Annotated in this window: 15 protein-coding genes; 13 read left to right on the top strand and 2 right to left on the bottom strand. The window is 64.7% G+C overall.

The genetic code is table 11. The features are described from left to right. Positions 1-46 precede the first annotated feature (46 nt). The 10 genes from DMP08_RS02600 (at position 47) to DMP08_RS02555 (ending at position 10,487) form a co-directional block, all read left to right on the top strand. Positions 47-1,222, top strand: a complete 1,176-nt coding sequence (locus tag DMP08_RS02600) for a prephenate dehydrogenase (protein WP_123191425.1) — start codon at positions 47-49, stop codon at positions 1,220-1,222. Continuing rightward, a complete protein-coding gene (gene aroA / locus DMP08_RS02595; RefSeq protein WP_123191424.1) occupies positions 1,212-2,540 on the top strand; it encodes a 3-phosphoshikimate 1-carboxyvinyltransferase in 1,329 nt (442 codons plus the stop codon). Before DMP08_RS02600 ends, aroA begins: the two co-directional genes overlap by 11 nt. Continuing rightward, positions 2,537-3,235, top strand: coding sequence for a (d)CMP kinase (gene cmk, locus DMP08_RS02590; RefSeq protein WP_123191423.1), 699 nt, complete (start codon positions 2,537-2,539; stop codon positions 3,233-3,235). The genes aroA and cmk overlap by 4 nt, the downstream gene beginning before the upstream one ends. Continuing rightward, positions 3,232-4,119, top strand: coding sequence for a lysophospholipid acyltransferase family protein (locus tag DMP08_RS02585; RefSeq protein ID WP_123191422.1), 888 nt, complete (start codon positions 3,232-3,234; stop codon positions 4,117-4,119). The genes cmk and DMP08_RS02585 overlap by 4 nt, the downstream gene beginning before the upstream one ends. Beyond that, positions 4,116-4,952: a 4-hydroxy-3-methylbut-2-enyl diphosphate reductase gene (gene ispH, locus DMP08_RS02580; protein ID WP_123191421.1), complete on the top strand. Its 837-nt coding sequence runs from the start codon at positions 4,116-4,118 to the stop codon at positions 4,950-4,952. Before DMP08_RS02585 ends, ispH begins: the two co-directional genes overlap by 4 nt. 50 nt (positions 4,953-5,002) lie before the next feature. After that, positions 5,003-6,463, top strand: coding sequence for a DUF512 domain-containing protein (locus DMP08_RS02575; RefSeq protein WP_420541182.1), 1,461 nt, complete (start codon positions 5,003-5,005; stop codon positions 6,461-6,463). 24 nt (positions 6,464-6,487) lie between these two features. Beyond that, the gene (gene der / locus DMP08_RS02570) at positions 6,488-7,801 is read left to right on the top strand and encodes a ribosome biogenesis GTPase Der (protein ID WP_114565842.1); all 1,314 of its coding nucleotides are present in this window, start codon (positions 6,488-6,490) and stop codon (positions 7,799-7,801) included. Between the two features lie 7 nt (positions 7,802-7,808). Then, positions 7,809-8,468 (top strand): glycerol-3-phosphate 1-O-acyltransferase PlsY, encoded by a 660-nt coding sequence (gene plsY / locus DMP08_RS02565; protein WP_123191420.1) that lies wholly within the window; start codon positions 7,809-7,811, stop codon positions 8,466-8,468. 187 nt (positions 8,469-8,655) lie between these two features. Next, positions 8,656-9,657 carry an NAD(P)H-dependent glycerol-3-phosphate dehydrogenase gene (locus DMP08_RS02560; protein ID WP_123191419.1) on the top strand — a complete coding sequence of 334 codons (1,002 nt, stop codon included), beginning with the start codon at positions 8,656-8,658 and terminating at the stop codon, positions 9,655-9,657. A 374-nt stretch (positions 9,658-10,031) separates the two neighbouring features. Further along, complete coding sequence (locus DMP08_RS02555; RefSeq protein WP_123191418.1) at positions 10,032-10,487, top strand: DUF3887 domain-containing protein; 456 nt, start codon at positions 10,032-10,034, stop codon at positions 10,485-10,487. On the opposite strand, the gene DMP08_RS02550 is transcribed toward DMP08_RS02555, so the two are convergent. Then, positions 10,477-12,513 (bottom strand): NAD(P)H-hydrate epimerase, encoded by a 2,037-nt coding sequence (locus DMP08_RS02550; RefSeq protein ID WP_123191417.1) that lies wholly within the window; start codon positions 12,511-12,513, stop codon positions 10,477-10,479. The two genes, DMP08_RS02555 and DMP08_RS02550, sit on opposite strands and share 11 nt — an antisense overlap. Beyond that, positions 12,510-12,986: a methylated-DNA--[protein]-cysteine S-methyltransferase gene (locus DMP08_RS02545; protein WP_123191416.1), complete on the bottom strand. Its 477-nt coding sequence runs from the start codon at positions 12,984-12,986 to the stop codon at positions 12,510-12,512. Before DMP08_RS02545 ends, DMP08_RS02550 begins: the two co-directional genes overlap by 4 nt. 211 nt (positions 12,987-13,197) lie before the next feature. On the opposite strand from DMP08_RS02545, the gene rpe reads away from it, so the two are divergent. From rpe to DMP08_RS02530, 3 genes are read left to right on the top strand one after another with little or no spacing between them, the layout of a single operon-like run. Continuing rightward, entirely contained in the window at positions 13,198-13,902 is a 705-nt protein-coding gene (gene rpe / locus DMP08_RS02540) for a ribulose-phosphate 3-epimerase (RefSeq protein ID WP_123191415.1), read from the top strand. Between the two features lie 4 nt (positions 13,903-13,906). Beyond that, complete coding sequence (locus DMP08_RS02535; RefSeq protein ID WP_123191414.1) at positions 13,907-15,112, top strand: cysteine desulfurase family protein; 1,206 nt, start codon at positions 13,907-13,909, stop codon at positions 15,110-15,112. 52 nt (positions 15,113-15,164) lie between these two features. Beyond that, complete coding sequence (locus DMP08_RS02530; RefSeq protein WP_123191413.1) at positions 15,165-15,974, top strand: histidinol-phosphatase HisJ family protein; 810 nt, start codon at positions 15,165-15,167, stop codon at positions 15,972-15,974. Positions 15,975-15,987 lie beyond the last annotated feature (13 nt).

The raw sequence follows: 15,987 nt of genomic DNA, 5'->3' as shown, positions 1-15,987 counted from the left end.
CCGGCGCACGTCAATATGTTTGCAACAGGGAGAGTGTTTCCGTTTCATGTCACATCAACAAGTTGACCATATCGCGGAGCCGGGATTCGATCGCGTTGCGGTCGTGGGATTCGGCCTGGTTGGCGCGTCCTTCGCCGCGGCGTTTCGCTCTGCGCATCCCGATGCGCGGGTGCTTGCGGTCGACGTCGACCAGCGCACGCTTGCGCAGGCTCTCGAGCGCGGCTGGGCGACCGAAGGCGCGCTTCCGGCCGATCCTGCGTTTCGGCAGTTCGTGGACGAAGGTTGCGACCTGGTGGTTCTGGCCACGCCGGTAGGAGCGGTCGAAGACTACCTGAAAGACCTGGCTGCATGGGATTTTCAAGGCATCGTCACCGACACCGCGTCCACGAAGAGCCGTATCGTGGAGCTTGCCTGCGCGCATCTTGCCCGTCCTGAAAACTACGTTCCCGGCCATCCTATGGCGGGCTCGGAGAAAAACGGCATCGAAGGAGCGCGGGCGGATCTGTTCAAGGGCGCTCACTGGATTCTGTGCCCCGATGCGAACACGCCCGCTGAGCACTTTCCGCGCCTGCACGAGCTGATCACTTCGCTGGGCGCGCGCGTTATCGTGCTGCCGCGCGAAGATCATGACGAGGCGGTTGCGGTGGTGAGCCATGTTCCGCATATCGTCGCCTCGTCGCTCATGCAGCTGGCGAGTCGTCATGCGGACGACCAGCAGGCCCTTATGCGGCTGGCCGCGGGCGGGTTCAAGGACTCGACGCGCATCGCTGCCGGTTCGCCGGAGCTGTGGTGCGGCATCGCGTTCGACAACAAGGACGCACTCGTCGACGGGCTGTCGGAGATGCAGGAGATCATCTCCTCGTTCTCCGGCGCGCTCGAGTCGGGGAATCGCGCGCAGCTGACGGATCTTCTTGCCACCGCAGCGGAAGCTCGCCGGGCTCTGCCCGTTGCTTGGGTGCCTTCGACCGAGCGTTTGCTCGAGGTTCGCATTCCCATGGAGAACCGCACGGGCGTGGTGGCCGAGGTGACCACCATTACCAGCTCGGTCGGTTGCAACATCCAGTCCATCGAGATAGACCACGTCACCGAGGACAGCGCCGTGCTCAGCTTGGTGCTGACCGACGAGGGCGACGTCGGCCAGCTGTCCGCGCAGCTCATCAACGCGGGCTTTTCGGTTTCGTTCAGTCCTCTGGCGGCAAAGGAGCATATACATGTCGATTGAATCAGCGGCGACCATCATCGAGCCTCTGCGCGCGCCGTTGCGGGGCGCGGCTACCGTGCCGGGCGACAAGTCCATCTCGCATCGAGCGGTGCTGTTCGCGGCCATGGCCGAGGGCATCTCGAAACTGACCGGCGTTCTTGATTCCGAGGACGTGCGTTCGTCCATCGCGGCGGTGCGGCAGCTGGGCGCGCGGGCCGAGCTTGAACCTCAGCCCGACAAAAGCCTGGCGGGCGTGGTGGAGGGCTGGGGGGCGAAGGGGCCGTCTCAGCCCGAAGGCCCTATCGACTGCGGCAACTCCGGCACCACGGCGCGCCTGCTCATGGGCGTGCTTGCTCCGTGGGACGTGCGCGTGGAGCTGACCGGCGACGAGTCCCTGGTGAAGCGTCCTATGCGTCGCATTACTGCGCCGCTCATGAAGATGGGGGTTCGCTTTCAGCCCGAAGGTCGCGAAACGCTGCCGCTCGTCGTGTGCGGAACGCGCAATCTGCATCCTCTTGTCTACGATGCTCCTATGGCGTCGGCCCAGCTGAAGACGGCAGTGCTGCTTGCTGGCGTGTACGCGCATGGCACCACCACCGTAAACGAGCCCGCGCCTTCGCGCAACCATACCGAGCTCATGCTTCCGGAGTTCGGCGTAGATACGACGGCTGCGGATCGAACGGCCAGCGTCGCGGGTCCTGCTGCACTCAAAGCCTGCAAAGTGCAGGTTCCGGGCGATCCTTCGTCCGCTGCGTTCCTTGCGTGCGCCGCGGCGCTCAAGCCAGGCAGCTCCGTGCAAATCGAGAACGTCAGCCTGAACCCGGCGCGCATCGGCTTCACCCGTACGCTCGAGCGCATGGGCGCGTGCGTGAACCTGCGTCGCACGGGATCTGCGGGCAAGGAACCCTACGGGACCGTTTCCGTCGACTACACGCCGAACCTGCGAGGCTGCGAGGTTCCCGCCGACAAGATCGCGTCCATCGTCGACGAGATCCCCGTGCTGTCGCTTGTTGCGGCGCATGCGCGCGGCGTCACGGTGTTTCGCGAGGTGGGGGAGCTGCGCGTGAAGGAGACCGATCGCCTGGAGGCGGTGGTGGAAGGCATGTCCTCCCTGGGCGTTGACGCGTGGGTCGAAGGCAACGACCTGTTCATCGAGGGGCAGCCGGATCTGGTCGTGCCGGATGCTGCGTCCTTCGACTCGAAGGGCGACCATCGTCTGGCTATGACGTGGGCGCTCGTCGGCCTGACAGGCGACTCGTCTGTGAGCGTAGCGAACTTCGATTCCGTGAAGATCAGCTATCCTCAATTTCTCTCCGATATCGAAAGGTTGGCACGATGATCATCGCCATTGACGGTCCGAGCGGGGCCGGAAAATCTACTGTTGCGAAAGCTGTTGCGCGCGAACTGGGCTTTTCTTGCCTGGACACCGGTGCGATGTACCGAGCCGTTGCATGGCGCGCCCTGCAAGACGGCGTGGCGCTCGACGACTGCGACGCGCTGGGAAACCTTGCGCGCACCTACGACATCGCGTTTGCACACGAGGCGGGCGAGCCGGTTCCGCGCCGCGTCTCCATCGGCGGCGTTGACGTAACCGACGCCATCCGAACCGCCGAGATCGACCGCGCCGTAAGTCCCGTCTCCGCCGCGCCAACCGTCCGTGCGGCTTTGGTGGAGCAGCAGCAGCGCATCGGCCGCGCGGGCGACTACGTGGTGGAAGGGCGCGACATAGGCACCACGGTGTTTCCGGAAGCCCCGGTGAAGGTGTTCCTGACCGCTTCGGCTGAAGAGCGGGCTCATCGTCGGGTTCGTCAAAACGTCGACCGTGCCGTAGGCTCCATCGACTTCGACGAGGTGCTTGCCGACATTCGCCGACGCGACGAGCTGGACTCCTCGCGCGCCACGTCGCCGTTGCGGCCTGCAGACGATGCCGTGCATTTGGATTCGACCGGGCACTACATCGAAGACGTGATCGACGAGATCTGCGCGCTCGCGCGTCAGAAGGGTGCGGACGGCGGCGAAGGCGAGCGCGCATGAGCCTGATCCTGCCTTATGAGAAGATCTGGGACATGCCCTATGACGGCGCGTCCGACGAAAAGCAGGCGCCGCGTCTCGTCGGCAACCTGATCTACGGATTCCTCGCCTTCGTGTTCAAGATCTGTTTTCGCTATCGGGTGGACAACCTCGAAAGCCTGCGCGGCTTCAAAGGCGAAAGCGGCGTGGTCGTGGTGGCGAACCATACCTCGTTTCTCGACGTGGTGTTCATGTACCTGGCATCGCGCCCGTCCCAATGGATCCGTTTTCTCGGGCGCGAGAACCTGTTCGGCAACGCCCATGGGCTGGCCGGGCATATTCTGTCGCGCGTGGGCGCGTTTCCCATCAAACGCGATTCCGCTGATAGAACGGCCATCAAGCGCGCGACCCGCATGCTGAAAAACGAAGAGATCGTGGGAATCCTTCCCGAGGGAACGCGCCGCGGCAAGAGCGATCGCACACCCGAGATCCATTCAGGGGCGGCGTTCATCGCGAAGATGGGGCATGCGCCCATCCTGCCGATGACCGTGCGCAACGCCGAGCGCATCAAGGAGAAGGGGAAGTTCTTGCGCTTCCCGAAGGTGACCATCGAGTACGGCGATCCTTTGCTGGTGAGCGATTTCGACTTTCTTCCGAAAGAGGATCGTCTGGACGGCTGCACGTGGTACGCGATGCGCGAATGCTTCGCGCTGTCGCTGAACGTGCCGGCCGATCAGGTGGATATGACGGAGCTGTTCCCGGAAGGCCGCGATTTCACGGCGGCGTTCGCCGATCATCGCGTTGCGCGGCGCACGACCGAGGAGCTGGTGGCCGCTATCAGGGAGAAGAAGGCCGCCAAGGCACGCTGCGCTTCCAAGGAAACGCCTGCGGAAGGAGCATGCGCATGAGGGTGGTGAAGGCCAAGCACGCGGGCGCCTGCTACGGCGTGCAGCGGGCGCTCGACATGGCGCTCGAGGCGGCCGGGCGCACCGAGGGAGCCTCTACGCTCGGGCCGCTCATCCACAACCCGCAGGTGGTGGGCGAGCTGGCCGAGCGCGGCATACGTGCAGTCGAGAGCGTTGACGCAGTGGATCACGGGTCGGTCATCATTCGCAGTCACGGCGTGACGCCGGGCGTGCGCCGCAGCGTGGAGGAGCGCGGGCTGCCCATCATCGACGCTACGTGCCCGCATGTGGCGCGCGCTCAAAAGGCGGCTGCGGAGCTTGCGCGGCAGTGCGGGCGCGTGGTGGTGGTGGGCGAGGCGGGGCACCCCGAGGTGGAAGGGCTGGTTGCCTGTGCCCGCGAGGCGGGAGGCCAGGTGGCCGTGGTCACCGAGCCTGCCGATCTGCCGGATGGCCTTCCGGCTCCCGTCGGCATCGTCGTGCAGACCACTCAGACGCGCGAGTCGCTTGACGCTGTGGTGGACGCGCTTGTTGCGCGCGGCATCGAGCCGCAGGTCAAAAACACTATCTGCTTTGCCACGCGGCAGCGGCAGGAAGCCGCCGCAGCGCTTGCGGACGAGGTGGATGCCATCGTGGTGATTGGCGGGCGCAACTCGTCGAACACGACGCGTCTGGCCGAGATCTGCGCGGCCGCGTGCTCGCGCACGCATCATGTGGAAGCGCCCGACGAGCTGGATCCCGCCTGGTTCGAGGGCTGCGAGAGCGTGGGCGTCACCGCGGGGGCGAGTACGCCCGAGGCCCAGATAGCCGCCGTCGTCGACCGCCTGGAGGCTTGGTAGGCGGGCATCGCGTATACTCTTGCTCGAAGAAAGCGGACGGAAGGCGGCAGGTGAGCACGTACCCATCGAAGGACATCGCGCGCGAGGCGGAAAGCTCCGCTTCGTTCGCCGCGCGCGGGTTCAGCGCCGCGGCCGCGCACGAGCGCCGCCGAAAGGGCGATCCTCCGCGCGCCTTGGTGGCATCCGTGGAGCCCGAAAGCCCGGCCGACGACGCCGGTTTCGAGCCGGGGTGCTACGTGACCTCCGTGAACGGCGCTCCTGTGCGCGACGTGATCGACTGGCGTTGGCTCACGTCCGACGACGTCATCGAGCTGGGTTACATCGATCTCGACGGCGAGGCGGGCGAGGTGGAGCTCGAGCGCGACCCGGGGGAGGATTGGGGTTTCGAGTTCGAAGGCGTGGTGTTCGACGGCGTCAAGCAATGCCGCAACGCCTGCACGTTCTGCTTCATGCGCCAGCTTCCCGATGACATGCGCTCGTCGCTCACGCTGCGCGACGACGATTTCCGTTTGAGCTTCCTCGCGGGCACGTTCGTGACCTTCACGAATCTCTCGTCCGACGATGAGGCGCGTATCGTAGAGCAGCGTATCTCTCCGCTGCGCCTGTCTTTGCACGTCGCCGATCCTCAGGTGCGCCGTCGCATGATCGGCAAGCATGCGCAACATGGCATCGACGTGCTCGAGCGCCTGCTTTCGGCGGGCATCGAATTCCATGCGCAAATCGTGCTCGTGCCCGATCAGAACGACGGGTCCGTGCTGGAGGACACGCTTTCCTGGGCGTACGAGCGTCCGGGCATTCTGGACGTCTGCATCGTGCCCCTCGGGTTCACCAAGCATCAGACGTGCTTCGACCGCAGCTTCAATGACCCGGTGTCGTCGCGCGCGGTCATGGACCTGGTCGTGCCGTTCCAGGCGCGCGCGCTTGCCGAACGCGGCACCATGTGGGCGTTCGCCGCCGACGAGTTCTACCATAACGCGTACGGATCAGAGCTGCTGCAGAACCTTCCTCCGTCGCAGCACTACGGCGATTTCGGCATGTTCGAGGACGGCGTGGGCATCATCCGGTCGTTCGTGGACGACTGGGAGCGGGCCGAGCGCGACGGGACGGTGGCTCGTGCTGCGGACGCGCTCGGGCGGGCCGGCCTGCGCGTGCGCTACGTCGCCGGTTTCGCAACCCGCGAGTTCCTCGGGCCGCTTGCTGCGCGCAGCGCCGTCGCGCCCTGGTTCGAGCCCCTGTTCGTGAAAAACGACTTCTTCGGGGGCAACGTGGACGTCACGGGCCTGCTGTGCGGGTGCGACATCGCTTCAGCGATCCAGGCGTGCGACGACGGCGATTTGTTCGTGGTTCCAAGCGTCGTGTTCAACGACGACGGAGTGACCCTCGATGACATGACTTTGGAGGATATGGGAAAGCGCGCGGGCGCGCCGCTTGCCGTGGTATCCTGTAACGCGTCGGGTTTTCTTTCCGAGATCACCGACCTTGTCGGGCAAAACGCGCCGACTTCAAGCTAACGAATCAATCTGAAAGGTTGCACCATGCCTTTGCCAATCGTGGCGGTGGTGGGACGGCCGAACGTCGGCAAGTCCACCTTCGTCAACCGCATAGCCCAGGCCAACGAGGCCATCGTACACGAAATGCGCGGCGTCACGCGCGACCGATCCTATCACGAAGCCGACTGGAACGGGTGCGACTTCAAGCTGATCGACACCGGCGGCATCGAGATGGGCGACGACGACGCCTTCCAGGGATCCATTCGCTCCCAGGCCTTCGCCGGTGCGAACGAAGCCGACGTCATCGTGTTCTTGGTCGACGGCAAGACCGGCATCAACGCCGACGACGAAGAGGTGGCTCGCGTTCTGCGCCGAACCTCCAAGCCGGTGTTTCTGGCCGTGAACAAGATGGACACGCCCGGCAGCGAAGACGAGCTGTGGGAGTTCTACCAGCTGGGAGTGGGAGATCCGTGGCCCGTTTCGGCTACGCACGGCCACGGTACCGGCGATTTGCTGGATGCCATCGTGGAAGAGCTGCGCAAGGTCGAGGTGCCGGACGTCGAGGACGATCCGGGCATCAACGTGGCTATCATCGGGCGCCCCAATGCGGGCAAGAGCTCGCTGACGAACCGGATGACCAAGGGGGACCGCTCCATCGTCTCCGACGTGGCGGGAACCACGCGCGACGCTATCGACACGCTGGTCGAGCACGAGGGCAAGCACTACACCATCGTGGATACGGCGGGCTTGCGCCGCAAGAGCCAGATCGACGAGGACGTGGAGTACTACGGGTTCGTGCGCGCCATGCGCGCTATCGATCGCGCCCAGGTGGCGCTTCTGGTCATAGACTCCACGCTGGGCTTGACCGATCAGGACCAGCGTGTCGCCGGATTCGCGGCGGATCGCGGTTGCGCCATGATCATCGTCCTCAACAAGTGGGACCTCGTCGAGGGTCCCGAGGCCAAGGCCGAGATCCGCGAGCGCATAGCCGACCGCCTGGGATTCGTGGGCTACGCTCCCGTCATCGCCATTTCCGCGCTTACGGGCAAGAAGGTCGACCGTATTTGGGACGCCATAGATTCCGCGTTCGAGAACTACAGCCAGACCATCCCTACGAACAAGCTCAATACCTGGCTTACGGGCATTCGGGAAACGGGCCATACGGTGAGCAACGGCAAGGCGGTGCTGCGCATGAAGTACGTGACGCAGACGTCTACCTGTCCGCCGCGCTTCACGTTCTTCGCGAACCGTCCGGATCTCGTGAACGACAATTACGAACGGTTCCTCGAAAACCGTTTGCGCGAGAGCTTTGACCTGACGGGCACGCCGGTCGGTTTCAAATTCAAGAAGAAGGATTAAGCATACGATGCAGGATTTGCTGGTTGCAGGAGCGCTGTTCGCCGCGGCGTTTCTTCTGGGTTCCATTCCCTTCGGGCTGATCATCTCGAAGGTGTTCTACCATACCGACATCCGCGAGCACGGCAGCGGCAACATCGGAACCACGAACGCCATCCGCACGATGGGCAAGGTGGGCGGCTATTCGGTGTTCGTGCTGGATTTCGGCAAGGGCCTTTTGTCGGGCGTGCTGGCGTGGGCGTTTTCGTGGTACCTGCTGCCGGGGGGCGACATGGGACCCGGTTCCCTCGTGTCGTACGACACCATGCTGACCGTGGCGTTCCTGGGTTGCGTGTGGGGGCATATCTTCAGCCCCTGGCTCAAGTTCAAGGGCGGCAAGGGCATCGCGGTGGCCGTGGGGTGCCTGTTCGTTGTGTTCGGCTGGGTGGGCGCATGGCTCGAGCTTGCCATCTTCATCGTGCTGGTGGTTGCCACGAAGTACGTGTCGGTCGGTTCGATCGCGGCGGCGGCGGCCTGCCCGTTCTTCTCCCTGTACTACTTCTGGGGTGATTGGGCTGCGGTCGCTTTGTGCACGATAGCCGGGTTGACCGTGGTGTGGGCGCATCGCGAGAACATCGCGCGCCTGCGCGCGGGGACGGAAAGCCGCATCGGCGACAAGAAGAAGGCGTAAGGTTTTGCCGTTCTGCCGAGCGGCGGAACATGCCGATGCTGCGAAGCGCCGATGCTCCGGATCTCGCGGGGATGCCGATGGCTCGCGTACGGGAAGTGCGCAACGTCCTGCCATCTCCGCGGCCTCAGGTGTTTCGACGCCTCTTGCCGGCTTTGCGAACGACAGGGAAGCTTGAAGGGAGTCCTACGTGAAAATCGCGGTTATCGGGGCGGGGTCGTGGGGGACGGCGCTGGCGCAGGTTCTTGCCGAAAACGGCCACAACGTGGGATTGTGGGCAAGAAAGCCCGAAGTGGTGCAGGCGATCAACGCCGAGCACCGCAATCCTCGCTACTTGAGCGACGTGGAGTTGTCCGAGAACATCGTGGCCACCGTGTCGTACCAAGACGCGCTTCTGCGCGCGAAAGCCGCGGTCATCGTAACGCCGTCGAACCTCATGCGCGGCGTGGCGCGTGCGCTCGCCGACGTGGTCGATGCCGACTTCCCCGTTATCATCTGCTCGAAAGGCGTGGAGGAGGGAAGCGGGCTGCTTCCCGTCGAGGTGTTCGAGGCCGAAATGGGAAACGCCGGCCGCTTGGCCGTTCTTTCGGGTCCGAACCATGCCGAAGAGGTTATCAAGGGCATCCCCTCCGGCACGGTCATCGCCAGCTCCGACGAGTATACCGCTTCGTTTTTCCAGGAACTGTTCGCTGCGGAGAGTTTCCGCACGTACGTGAGCGACGACGTGTGCGGCGTGGAGCTGTGCGCTGCGTTCAAGAACGTCATCGCCATCGCGGTGGGCGTGTCTTACGGGTTGGGCTACGGTGACAACACCGCCGCCATGCTCATGACGCGCGGCCTGGCGGAGATGAGCCGCTTGACCGTGCGCTGCGGCGGGCAGGCCATCACGTGCATGGGGTTGGCGGGCACGGGCGACCTGATCGCCACGTGCACGTCCGAGCATTCGCGCAACCGCCGTTTCGGCAAGCTGCTGGCCGAAGGGTCCACGCTCGACGACTTCACCGCGCAGACGCACATGGTGGCCGAAGGCGCTCTGGCGTGCAAGACCCTCAAAACGCTCGGCGACGCGTACCGGGTTGAGCTGCCCATCACCGATGTGGTGCGCAGCATCGTGTGGGAAGGAGCCGACCCCCACGACGTGGCCCATACGCTTACGAACCGGCCTTTGACCACGGAATTCTACGGGTTGTAGCGCGCTGTAGTTTTGGTCGCATGATCAAAACTACAGTTGATTAACGAAGCGATGACCAAGGGTTCACCGAACGTCCAAGTTCGTTGCGCCCTTCTGGTATCGAGGGTAGTCTTTGCTGTGCGCCTTCGCGCAAGGCTTTGACAACCGATTCGAGACCCGCCGCTTCGTCACTCGCGTGAACCTCATCTCTCTCAACTTCGCGACGGGTCGCAGGACATGCGCACCTTCCCCTTCTCCTTGGTGCGCATTGCGCAGCCCCTCTTCGATTCCCCCGGTTGAAGAGGGGCTTTTTCGTGCACGCCGGGCTTTGGGAGGGCTTTCGGTATAATGGTCGAACGCTATATGCGAATCAAACAGGGAAGGACGTGGCTGGTATGAGTGCATCGAGGAAGGGGCGGGGACGGCTTGTCGTTTCGTTGACGCTTGCGGCGGCGCTGCTTACGTGCGTGCTGCTTACGGCATGTTCGCAGCCCGACGCGCAGGTCGAGAAGGGTCTGCCGTCGTGGGCGACCGAGGAGGGCGTGACCGTCTGGGCCCATGAAGTGGTCGACGAGTTCAATGCGCGCGACTACGAGGCGCTTGCTGCGCGCTATCAGGACGCGGGCGTGACGGCCGATCAACTCTCTCAGAACCTGAGCGCCGCACAGGACGAGTACGGCGCGTTCGTGGAGTACGGCGACAAGACGTTTCTGCACGGCGAGAGCAAGGGCCGCTCGTATGCAACCGTTATCGAGCAGGCGTCCTACGAGAACGGTTCCGCCGAGTTCCGCGTCAGCTTCTTCGAAGACGGATCGCTGGCCGGCTTCTACTTCCTGAAAGCTAAAGAGTAGGGGGCGCGTGTTTCGGCTCTGCATCAAGGGACCGAAGCTTCTCCAGATAAGGACGCGTGTCCACAAGCTTCGCAAGGGTGACGATGCCGGTCCATCGCCGAGCTCCGGGCGCGATGAGCCCCGGCTTGTAAGCCAGCATGGTCACGGTCATGTCGGCGGCGAAGCAGGGGGCGGCTGCGGCTCCCGTTTGGGCCGATAGGCCGCTTGGGGCGTCGATCGACACGGCGAAGGGCGCTCCTTTGGCCTTCGCGGGAAGGCTGTAGGGCAGCCGGGCATGGTCGCCCTGCTCGTAGACGCGCTTGCGATGCCGTCCGCGACCCCGTTCGCGCGGTCCCTCGAAGCGCTTGCGGTTGGCCGCCTTGATCCACGTCGCGTACGGCTCGCGCACCCCGGTTCCCGCGAACCCGGTTCCCAGAAGCGCGTCCACGACGACGTCCGCCCGCTCGATCGCATCGGTCAGGATGTCGGCATCGGGCGCGATGAGCACGCTGAGCGGAAGGCCTTGCTTGGCAGCTTGCGAGAACACGCTCATGGCAACCGTTCGCGCAGGCTCGGCATGCAAACGCTCGGCCAGGTCGGGCGCTATCAGCGTCACGGGGTACCCGGCTTCTGCAAGCGCTTGCGCCGCAACCCATCCGTCGCCGCCGTTGTTGCCCGATCCCGCCAAGATCGCAACGGGAACCGGATCGGGCGCCCAATCGCGCACCGCTTCCGCCACGGCGATCCCCGCTTGCTCCATGAGCGCGGAAAGGGGCATGCCGTCTTCGGCTATCATCTGCTCGAGCCGCGCCACGTCGGCCACGTTCAGCGCGCGCCGCCGCTCGCGCTCGATCTCAACGCCCTGCTCGGTCATGACGCGCGTGTTGCTCATCAACCCGTTGAGCATGACGAAGGGGGTGCCTGCGCGCACGGCGTGCCTTGCCCTCATGACAAGCGAGATCGCCCATGCCAGCATGAGCGCGGCCCAGGCGCCCGTGAAGTACCCGCGCTGCGCGGCGACGAATCTGCCGACCGCTCCAGCCTCTCCGCCTTGCGACGCGCCCGCACCGATGACCAGCAGCAACGCGAACAGCGGAAGAGCTGCGAACAGAAACAGCAGGCCGTAGCGCGCTGCGTACTGGTACCAGCGGGCGGGGGAGGCGTCGGGGCGCACAACGCGCAGCCGCAAGAGTTTTTGAGCTGGCGTCTGGCCGTGGGCGAGCACGGGAATCGCGCCGAACACCACCAGGCAGGCGCACGTCAGGATAGCCGCCGCAACGCCGTCGTCTGTGCCGGGCGCGAACGTGGCGGCTAGGATGCCCGTGCTGCGCAGCGCGAACATGCAAGCCGAGGTCGATACGAGCGCCAACGCGAAGTCCATCGTGAACGAAAGCGCGCGCCGCACGGCTCCGGCGTGCAGTCCGGCTTGGCGCGCCTCCTCGTTGACGAGGCGGATATCGGGCAGCGCGCGCATGAGGGGGCCGACCAGCCAAAACCCTGTCATGGCGCCCAGCGTGTTCATGATCAGGTCATCCACGTCGAACAGTCGGTACGGGTGCTCGTACAGGCCCCAAAGGCCCGTGAGCTGCGAAAGCTCGAACGACAACGTTACGGCGAAGCCTATGAGCAGGGTCTGCCACCACGTGCGGCGAAAGTAGTAGCGCAGGTACATGCCAAGGGGTACCAGCAGCAAAACGTTGAACAGAGCTTCGTAGATGTAAGGGCTGTGTATCGCGGAGATCCATGAGGCCGGGTCGGCGGGGGAGAACGCGGCATGCGCCAAGAATTGTCGCAGGAAGTTGAAGGGAGCCAGTTGGGGCGCGGCGGCGTAGGGAACCACCGCGGAGCGGTCGGCCGGCAGCGGGAGCAGTACGAGAAAGTACGCGCACATCAGGTAGAAGGCGAACGAGTACACGACAAGGGTCCTCAACCAGGGAATCGAGCCGAATCGTCGGTACTGGTAGATAAGGTAAGGCAGCGTGATCAGGAAGGCGGCCAGCGGGAATGCGGTGGCCGCGAAGATGATGTTCGAAGCGTACGTGCTCACGTCAGGCGTTTCCGTTCCATGTCGAGCAGCGCCCTCTTGAGACGCGCGGATGCATCGGCGCCGATCGGTCGACCGTCGCTTCCCACCACGCGGTGGTCGGGAACCAAGATGGCAAGCGGGTTCTTCTTAACCGCCGCGCCGACCGATCGGTAGGAGCCCGGCTTGCCCATGAGCGTGGCCACCTCGGTCGTCGTGCGCGACGCCCCGTACGGAATGCGGGCCAGCTCGGACCATACGGCGCGCTGGAACGCGCTTCCTTCGGCGTCGATCGGGATGTCGAAGAAGGTGCGCTTTCCGGCGAAGTACTCCAGAAGCTCGTTGGCCGTGCGGGTGGCAAGCTGGCTGGGATGGCGAATGCCGGACAGGGCCATGTCGCCGAAGGCCACGTGCGTGACGCCGCGGTCGCTCGTGCGTATGGTGATGGGTCCGTGCGGGGTGCGGTACGCGAAGTACATCCCGGTGCTTGAAGCCATCTTGCCTTCTTCCGGTCGGTTTCGCCTCATTATAATGCAGTCCGGCTCGGACGATCCTCGATGTTACGGTTCGGCAACCAAGGAGTCGCGAAAGAGGTCGGTGCTGCTTGCGGCTGCGTGTTGTTTTTCGCCTGCCGCGCGTCGGTCGCAAGCGTGCGCACGTCTGTTGCGCTAGAATGACGGCAGCAAGCGACGAGGAAGGAACGCAGCCATGTTCGAACCGGTGAAGATTGCACCGTCCATCCTATCAGCCGATTTCATGAACTTGGGGCGCGATGTGGCGCTCTTGGAGAAAGCCGGCGCGGGGTACGTGCACGTAGACGTCATGGACGGGCATTTCGTCCCGAACCTGACCATGGGAGTGCCCGTGCTCAAACAGCTCAAGCGCGCGACCGAGCTTCCGTTGGACGTTCACCTCATGATCTCGAACCCGCTTGAGCAGCTGCCGTGGTTCCTCGACGCGGGCGCGGACATCGTGACCGTCCACGCTGAGGCGCTGGGGGCCGACGAGCTGTCGCGCGCTGTAGCGGCCATCCATGCGGGCGGCGCGAAGGCTGCGGTCAGCTTGAAGCCGAACACGCCGACCGGCGCGCTGGCTCCGGTTCTCGCCGATCTGGACATGGTCCTCATCATGAGCGTAGAACCGGGCTTTTCAGGCCAGAGCTACATCGAAGGCAGCGAAAAAAAGGTCGAGCGCGTGGTGGAGATGGCGCGTGCGCTGGGCGTTTCTCCGCTTGTGCAGGTGGACGGCGGAATAGGTTTGACGACGGCTCCGCTGGTGTCGGCGGCCGGCGCCGACGTCTTGGTATGCGGCAACGCCGTGTGCGGGGCCGAGAATCCCGCGCAGGCCATCGCCGATATTACTGCCGTCGCCGAAGAGGCGCGCGCGGCCGCCCTTGCCGCGAAGGAGGCGTAGGTTCATGCGCTCGGTGCCCGAAGACTACGTGTACCTGGACTATGCGGCTACGGCGCCCCTGTGCGAAGAGGCTGCGGCTGCCATGGCTCCTTACCAGGTTCCCGGACGCGCCAACCTTTCCGTGGGAGGCAACGCCAACTCGCTCCATGCTCCCGGGCGGGCGGCGTTCAAGGCTCTCGAGGACGCGCGCAGGTCGCTCGCTGCCGATTTGGGTGCGCGCCGACCTGACGAGATCGTGATCACCTCGGGCGCTACGGAAGCGGACAACGCCGCTCTCGTAGGACTGGCGCATGCGGCCGCTGGCGTGCGCAGGCGCGCGGGCAAGGGATCGGCTGCGCTCCACGTGATCGTCACGGCAGTGGAGCACGACGCCGTTCTGGCTCCGGCAAAGCGCCTGGAGGCGGAGGGCTTTCGCGTTACCAGGCTCGCGCCGAACCGCCAGGGGTTCATCGAAGTCGAGGCGCTTGAGCGCGCGCTCGACCAGGACACGGTGCTCGTTTCGGTACAGGCGGCGAACAGCGAGGTGGGCAGCATCCAGCCGATAGCCGATCTTGCGCGCGTCGCGCATGCCGCGGGCGCGCTCTTTCATACCGACGCCGTGCAGGCGCTTGGCAAGACGTTTGTGAACCTGGAGGCGTGGGGCGTCGATGCCGCTTCGTTTTCCGCGCACAAGGTGGGCGGCCCCAAGGGAATCGGCGCCTTGTACCTGAAAACCCGCACGCCGTTCGAGCCCTACCAGATGGGCGGCGGGCAGGAAAGCGGTCGGCGCAGCGGTACCCAAAACGTCGCCGCTGCGGCAGGGTTCGCCGCGGCCGTACGCGCGGTGCAGCCCGAATGGCAGGCCGAGGCGGTGCGCTTGCGGGCGTTGCGCGACAAGCTGTACGCTTGTCTTGGGGCTCTGGAGGGCGTGTGCGCTACGGTTCAGGTTGTGCCGGGCGACGACGCGTTTCTGCCCAATATCGTGCACGTGCTGGTAGACGGGCTTGAGAGCGAAACCCTTATCCTGCGCTTGGACATGCAGGGCTTCGGCGTGTCAGGCGGCTCGGCGTGTTCGTCGCATTCCCTCGAGCCGAGCCACGTGCTGCGCTCTTTGGGAATCGACGCTGACCGCGCCCATGGCGCGCTGCGCGTGTCGATGGGCCGCTACACTACCGAGGCGGACGTCGACGCATTCGTCGAAGCGATGCGCAAAAGCCTGGATTGGAACTGATACGACCCTCCGGGTTTTCGAACCCGATCGCGTTAAGGAGCTTGTGAACAGCATGGAACTCGTTACCACGCATACGCATACGTGCTTTACGAACCACGGGGAGGGCACGGTGGAGGAGCTGGTGTCCGCTGCAGCGGCGGCAGGCATTTCCACCATCGCCGTGACGGAGCACTTTCCGCTGACCGATGCGTTCGATCCGCAGAGTTACTTGGCCATGCCCGCCGATCGGGTGGGCGAGTACCTGGCCGCCATCGAGGCCGCTCGTGCAGCCCATCCGGAGATGGAGATCATCGCGGGTTGCGAGCTGGACTGGCTGGGCGACGACGAGGACCGCGTGTTTGCCGAAGATGATTTCTCGCCGTTCGACCTGGTGTTGGGGTCGGTGCATTTCGTGGACCGCTGGCCGTTCGACGATCCTGCCCAGCGCGGTCGATGGGACGAGGTGGGCGCAGACGCCATCTGGCGCCGCTACTTCGAGGTTTGGTGCGAAGCCGTGCTGTCGACCATGCCGTTTCACGTGATGTCCCACCCTGATCTGGCCAAGAAGTTCGGGTTCTACCCCAGCTTCGATCCGCAGCCGCTCTACGATCAGGCCGCGCAGGCGTGCGCGGCGTCGGGCCGCATGATCGAGGTGAACACGTCGGGCTCGTACTACGCCTGCAAGGAGATGTTCCCCGCGCCCGCGCTTCTGGAGGCGTTTTGCCGCGCCGGCGTTCCATGCACCGTTGGCACCGACGCGCACAGGCCCCAAAACGTTGCGCGCGATATCGAGCAGGCGTACCGTCTCATGGCTCGAGCCGGTTACAAAACGGTTACGGTGCCGACAGCCGATGGGGACCGTCGCGAAATACCCATCGAGTAATCTGGATGCAGTC

Source organism: Paraeggerthella hongkongensis (genome assembly GCF_003726035.1).
Lineage (GTDB): Bacteria > Actinomycetota > Coriobacteriia > Coriobacteriales > Eggerthellaceae > Paraeggerthella > Paraeggerthella hongkongensis.
Note: the sequence above shows the minus strand (reverse complement) of the source record. Positions and strands in the feature narration are given on the sequence as shown.

Excerpts from the sequence above, each read along its gene's own strand:
- cmk (WP_123191423.1), top strand. The coding sequence starts at position 2,537 with ATGATCATCGCCATTGACGGTCCGAGCGGGGCCGGAAAATCTACTGTT.
- DMP08_RS02535 (WP_123191414.1), top strand. The coding sequence starts at position 13,907 with ATGCGCTCGGTGCCCGAAGACTACGTGTACCTGGACTATGCGGCTACG.
- DMP08_RS02530 (WP_123191413.1), top strand. The coding sequence starts at position 15,165 with ATGGAACTCGTTACCACGCATACGCATACGTGCTTTACGAACCACGGG.
- der (WP_114565842.1), top strand. The coding sequence starts at position 6,488 with ATGCCTTTGCCAATCGTGGCGGTGGTGGGACGGCCGAACGTCGGCAAG.
- DMP08_RS02585 (WP_123191422.1), top strand. The coding sequence starts at position 3,232 with ATGAGCCTGATCCTGCCTTATGAGAAGATCTGGGACATGCCCTATGAC.
- ispH (WP_123191421.1), top strand. The coding sequence starts at position 4,116 with ATGAGGGTGGTGAAGGCCAAGCACGCGGGCGCCTGCTACGGCGTGCAG.
- rpe (WP_123191415.1), top strand. The coding sequence starts at position 13,198 with ATGTTCGAACCGGTGAAGATTGCACCGTCCATCCTATCAGCCGATTTC.
- aroA (WP_123191424.1), top strand. The coding sequence starts at position 1,212 with ATGTCGATTGAATCAGCGGCGACCATCATCGAGCCTCTGCGCGCGCCG.
- DMP08_RS02555 (WP_123191418.1), top strand. The coding sequence starts at position 10,032 with ATGAGTGCATCGAGGAAGGGGCGGGGACGGCTTGTCGTTTCGTTGACG.
- DMP08_RS02545 (WP_123191416.1), bottom strand. The coding sequence starts at position 12,986 with ATGGCTTCAAGCACCGGGATGTACTTCGCGTACCGCACCCCGCACGGA.
- plsY (WP_123191420.1), top strand. The coding sequence starts at position 7,809 with ATGCAGGATTTGCTGGTTGCAGGAGCGCTGTTCGCCGCGGCGTTTCTT.
- DMP08_RS02600 (WP_123191425.1), top strand. The coding sequence starts at position 47 with ATGTCACATCAACAAGTTGACCATATCGCGGAGCCGGGATTCGATCGC.